At 70.5% G+C, this 4,919-nt stretch carries 6 protein-coding genes and 1 rRNA gene; all 7 read left to right on the top strand.

Going from position 1 to position 4,919, the window contains the following annotated elements:
* A 5S ribosomal RNA gene (gene rrf, locus FE256_RS17475) occupies positions 1-78 on the top strand; the annotation flags it as partial.
* An 837-nt stretch (positions 79-915) separates the two neighbouring features.
* The gene (locus FE256_RS17470; protein WP_252371080.1) at positions 916-1,656 is read left to right on the top strand and encodes a tetratricopeptide repeat protein; all 741 of its coding nucleotides are present in this window, start codon (positions 916-918) and stop codon (positions 1,654-1,656) included.
* A complete protein-coding gene (locus FE256_RS17465) occupies positions 1,653-2,690 on the top strand; it encodes an HAD-IIA family hydrolase (RefSeq protein ID WP_138178187.1) in 1,038 nt (345 codons plus the stop codon). Before FE256_RS17470 ends, FE256_RS17465 begins: the two co-directional genes overlap by 4 nt.
* A 19-nt stretch (positions 2,691-2,709) precedes the next feature.
* Positions 2,710-2,871 (top strand): hypothetical protein, encoded by a 162-nt coding sequence (locus FE256_RS18300; protein WP_171024405.1) that lies wholly within the window; start codon positions 2,710-2,712, stop codon positions 2,869-2,871.
* Complete coding sequence (locus FE256_RS17460) at positions 2,868-3,668, top strand: TlyA family RNA methyltransferase (protein WP_138178185.1); 801 nt, start codon at positions 2,868-2,870, stop codon at positions 3,666-3,668. Before FE256_RS18300 ends, FE256_RS17460 begins: the two co-directional genes overlap by 4 nt.
* A complete protein-coding gene (locus tag FE256_RS17455) occupies positions 3,665-4,585 on the top strand; it encodes an NAD kinase (RefSeq protein ID WP_138178183.1) in 921 nt (306 codons plus the stop codon). The genes FE256_RS17460 and FE256_RS17455 overlap by 4 nt, the downstream gene beginning before the upstream one ends.
* A partial coding sequence (locus tag FE256_RS17450; RefSeq protein ID WP_502704867.1) for an AAA family ATPase occupies positions 4,582-4,919 on the top strand: 338 nt, incomplete at its 3' end. The genes FE256_RS17455 and FE256_RS17450, both read left to right, overlap by 4 nt.

Here is a 4,919-nt window from a genome sequence, read left to right as displayed (position 1 = left end):
CCGAACCCGGAAGCTAAGCCTCTCAGCGCCGATGGTACTGCAGGGGGGACCCTGTGGGAGAGTAGGACACCGCCGGACTTCTTTTAGTCGAAATGGCCACCCAAAGCTGGGTGGCCATTTCGCATTTACGGACACATTTCCGGGGGAAGGATCGTCATGTCGAACGACGACGCCAATGATCGCAATGTCAATGGAGGTCGTTCCGACGATCGTTCGCGCCCCCGATCGGGATCGTCCGGTGCGGGGCGTCCGTCGGGCGGACAGCGTGGCAATGCCCGTGATTCGTCCGCTCGGCCTTTCAAGCGCGATGACGACCGTTCGTCTCGCCTTCGTAGAGACTCCGACGGGCGACCCGCTCGTCGCGACGGCGATGCCAGCAGCCGTCCCCGTCGTGATGGCGACGCGCGTCCGCGTACCGGCGGCTCGGATGGTCGGCCGCCGCGCGACGGTGCTCGGCCCTTCAGCGGTGGAGTCGATCGCTCCCGCCGTGAGGGGGACGGTCGTCCGTTCCGCCGCGACTCCGACGGCGCGGGTCGGCCCCGCCGTGACGGCGATTCGCGCCCGTTCCGTAGCGGAGCCGCCGGTGAAGGGCGTCCGCGTCGCGAGGGTGACTCGCCTCCTTATCGCCCGCGTACGGAGGGTGGGGACTCGCGTCCGTATCGTCCCCGTGGTGAGGGCGGTGACCGCCGTCCTTCTGGCGACCGCCGCCCGTCCGGCGATCGTCGCCCCGGTGCGGGTGCGCCGAGGCGCTTCGATCGCGAAGATGCCCGCGCGACCCGTCCTCCTCAGGATCAGCGTGAGCGCGGTCCCGAGATCCCGGAGGAGGTCACCGCTCGGGATCTTCCGGGTGCCGCGCGCAATGAGCTCAAGACCCTCAGCAAGGACAACGCGGAGAATGTCGCGCGCCACCTGGTGATGGCGTCGCGACTGATCGACGAAGACCCGGCTCTCGCTCACGCGCACGCCCTGGCGGCCTCGCGCAGCGCGGGTCGTGTCGCCATCGTCCGCGAAACGGTCGCGATCACGGCCTATGCCATCGGCGACTTCGCCCTCGCTCTCCGTGAACTACGTACCCACCGCCGCATCTCGGGCTCCGATGAGCAGCTGCCCCTCATCGTGGACAGCGAGCGTGGTGTCGGACGGCCTGATCGGGCGCTCGAGGAGGGCCGGTCGGTCGACCGCTCCACGCTGCCCGCTGCGGTCCGGGCCCAGCTCGCCATCGCCATGTCGGGCGCACGACTGGACGTCGGCGAGCCTGAGCGCGCTCTGCAGGAACTCGAGATCCCGGAAGCCGACCCCGATCGCGCCTTCGAGTGGAGCCCGGCGCTGTTCGCGGCGCGCGCGGCCGTACTCGAGGAACTCGGTCGAGAGGACGAGGCCGCGGAATGGTTCCGCCGGTCCGAGGTCGCTGCTGACGCCCTCGATGCGGCGGCCGGCGTCGCCGACCGCGAAGTCATCGTCGTCGAAGAGATCGACCTCATCGATGACGAGGGCGGAGTCGAGGTGGCATCCGGGGTCGTGCCCGTCGAAGACACCACGACGGAGAGCTCCGTCGCAGCGCACGTCGACACGGTCGAAGCGGCCGCCGAGGCGGACGACACCGAGGGGGAGCACCCCGCACGCGACTCCGACGAGGGGCAGGACGAGACACGATGATCTTCGGGCGGAGCAAGTCGGGTGCCACGCCACTGGACGGAGTGGACGTCGTCCTCGCCGACCTCGATGGTGTCGTCTACGCCGGTCCGGGCGCTCTGCCGCACGCGGTGGACAGCTTGAACCGCGCAGCTGACGAGGGGCATCGCCTCGGCTACATCACCAACAACGCCTCGCGGACGGATGCGTCGGTCGCCGAGCACCTGACGTCTTTGGGGCTGACGGTCGTGCCCGAAGACGTCGTCACCAGCCCGCAGGCCGCGATGCGGCTCCTGCGAGAGCTCGTTCCCGCCGGCTCGACGTTGCTCGTGATCGGGGGAGAGGGACTCGTCGTCGAGGTCGAGAAGGCCGGCTTCGTGGTGACACGCAGCGCAGAGGATTCCCCGGCCGCGGTCGTGCAGGGCTTCGCCCCCGAGGTCGGATGGGCCCAGCTCGCCGAGGCGGCGTACGCTCTGGCGACACCGCTCGACGAGGGCGGCATCCCGTGGGTGGCCACCAACACGGACTGGACGATTCCGCAGGCGCGCGGTATCGCACCGGGCAACGGCACGCTCGTGTCCGCAGTGCACACCGCCGTCGGACGGTTGGCCACGGTCGCGGGCAAGCCGGAACGTCCGATCTTCGACGTCGCGGTTGCGCGCACGGGTGCGAGCTCGCCGCTGTTCATCGGCGACCGGCTCGACACCGATGTGCAGGGGGCGCGGGCAGCCGACATGCGGTCGGTCCTGGTCCTCACGGGGATCGATCGCCCGAAGCAGGTGCTGGCGGCGCCGCCGAACCAGCGTCCGGACTTCATCGTGAGCGACCTGCGGCAGCTGTTCGAGCCGTACCCGGCCACCGTCGTCAAGGGCGACCGCACCCGCGTCGGGGATGCCATCGTCGAGATCGACGGAGTGGACCTGCGCATCGTGTCCGCGGGGGAGCAGCAGATCGATCTGCTCCGTGCCGGCGCTGCGGCCATCTGGAACTCCGGCCGTGCGATCTTCGGTTTCCGCGTGCCCGAGCAGCTGTACGCGGATCCGTTCCGCGTGCGCTGACGCGGATACGATGGCATCCATGTCGGATGATCGCGAGACGGATGCCGGTGCCGAACTGATCGGCCGCCTCCGCATCATCGAGGACCAGCCCCTCGAGACGCGAGCCGACGCCTACGCCGCTCTGCACGACGAGCTCGCGCGACGGCTCGAATCGGGTGCCGCGACGCCGGCAGACGCATGAGCGGCCGGCTCGATGCGGAGCTCGCTCGGCGAGGACTCGCGCGTTCTCGGACGCACGCCGCACAGCTGATCTCGGATGGGCTGGTGACGGTCGACGGAGACGGCGTGGTGAAGCCGTCCGTGCGCGTCGACGACGACACCCGGATCGAGGTCGCCGTCTCGGACCACTACGTCAGCCGCGGGGCGCACAAGTTGATCGCGGCACTCGACGCCTTCGGTGTAGACCCCGCGGGGCGGGTCGCGCTCGATCTCGGCGCGTCCACCGGGGGATTCACACAAGTGCTGCGCGAGCGCGGGGCGGCGCCCGTTCTGGCGGTGGACGTCGGGCACGGACAGTTGTCCCCAGCGGTGGCCGCCGATCCCGAGGTGGTGTCGGTGGAGGGGTATAACGTGCGCTTCATGACCGCCGACTCCCTCGCCGCAGCGACCGGGATCGCCGAGCGCCCTGCCGTCGTCACCGGCGACCTGTCCTTCATCTCGCTGCACCATGTGCTGCCGGCGATCGTGGCGACGGCGGCGCCCTCTGCCGAGGTCGTCCTCCTCATCAAGCCCCAGTTCGAGGTCGGCCGCACCGCGGTCAAGGGCGGTCTCGTGACCGACCCGGCCCTGCGTTCGGACGCCGTGCACGGCGTCCTCTGGGCCGCGTGGGATGCCGGTCTGCGCACGGCGGGGATCATCCCTTCGCCGATCGTGGGAACCCATGGCAACCAGGAGTATGTGGCGTGGTTCTCGGACGCGCACGGCACCGACCCCTCAGAATGGGAGAGCACCGTGACCCGACTGACCGGAAGCCGATGACCCCCAGCGAACGCCGAATACTGATCGTCGTCCACGCCCGCCGAGACGACACCGTCGAGGCGGCACAGCGTGTGCTCACGGCGGTGCGTGCTGCCGGAGCCGTGCCGGTGGTCTCCGCCGAAGACCGACCCGAGCTCGCCGAGCGGTTGCCGCTGGACGGGGTCGAGACGCTCGGCGTCGACGTCGGCGTGGAAGACCTGGAGCTGGCGATCGTCCTCGGCGGCGACGGCACGATCCTGCGCGCGGCCGAGACGGTGCGCGGCGGCACGGCGCCGATCCTCGGCATCAACATGGGTCATGTCGGCTTCCTCGCCGAGATCGAACGCGACGATATGGATGATGCCGTCCGCCGTGTGATCGCCCGCGACTACCGCGTCGAGGAACGCCTCGCCCTCGCGGTGAAGGTGCTGGATGCCGACGATCGGGTGATCTTCGAGACGTGGGCCCTGAACGAGGCCACGGTCGAGAAGGCGAGTCGCGAGCGCATGCTCGAGGTCGTCATGGAGATCGACGGTCGCCCCCTGTCGTCGTTCGGATGCGACGGTGTCGTCATGGCGACGCCCACCGGCTCGACGGCCTACAACTTCTCCGCCGGAGGGCCGGTCATCTGGCCCACGGTCGAGGCGATCGCGGTGGTGCCGCTCTCGGCCCACGCCCTCTTCGCCCGCCCGCTCGTCGTGAGCCCCGATGCCACGGTCGCCGTCGAAGTCCTCGAGCGCACGAGCGGGAGCGGCATCCTGTGGTGCGATGGGCGTCGCTCGCACGATCTCCCGCCCGGTGCCCGCGTCGTGGCACGCCGGTCGTCGCGGCCGGTGCGTCTCGCGCGGCTGCACCCCGCCGCGTTCACCGACCGGCTGGTGCGCAAGTTCCGGCTTCCGGTGACCGGATGGCGTGGCTCGCTCGGAGGGATGCCGTGATCGAGGAGATGCGGCTGCGCGATCTCGGAGTGATCGCGGACGCGACCCTGCCGATCGGGCGCGGCTTCACCGCGATCACCGGTGAGACGGGCGCGGGCAAGACGATGGTCGTGACCGGGCTCGGACTCCTCCTCGGCCAGCGCGCCGACTCGGGCGCCGTGCGGTCGGGCGCGGCCCAAGCGGCGATCGAGGGTGTGTGGGTGGTCCCCGAGGACGGGCCGGTCGCCGCGCGCGTCCGCGAGGCCGGGGGAGACATCGAGCCGCTCGGCGACGGAGCCGCGGAACTGTATCTCGGCCGCACGGTCTCGAGCGAGGGGCGGGGACGGGCCACGGT

Source organism: Microbacterium sp. 5K110, from assembly GCF_005774735.1.
Lineage (GTDB): Bacteria > Actinomycetota > Actinomycetes > Actinomycetales > Microbacteriaceae > Microbacterium.
The sequence above is the reverse complement of the archived record's forward strand: the minus strand, read 5'-3'. Positions and strand labels throughout refer to the sequence as shown.

What these genes read in the sequence shown, in the direction of transcription:
- FE256_RS17470 (WP_252371080.1), top strand. Translation starts at nt 916, where the DNA reads ATGGCGTCGCGACTGATCGACGAAGACCCGGCTCTCGCTCACGCGCAC.
- FE256_RS17465 (WP_138178187.1), top strand. Translation starts at nt 1,653, where the DNA reads ATGATCTTCGGGCGGAGCAAGTCGGGTGCCACGCCACTGGACGGAGTG.
- FE256_RS18300 (WP_171024405.1), top strand. Translation starts at nt 2,710, where the DNA reads ATGTCGGATGATCGCGAGACGGATGCCGGTGCCGAACTGATCGGCCGC.
- FE256_RS17460 (WP_138178185.1), top strand. Translation starts at nt 2,868, where the DNA reads ATGAGCGGCCGGCTCGATGCGGAGCTCGCTCGGCGAGGACTCGCGCGT.
- FE256_RS17455 (WP_138178183.1), top strand. Translation starts at nt 3,665, where the DNA reads ATGACCCCCAGCGAACGCCGAATACTGATCGTCGTCCACGCCCGCCGA.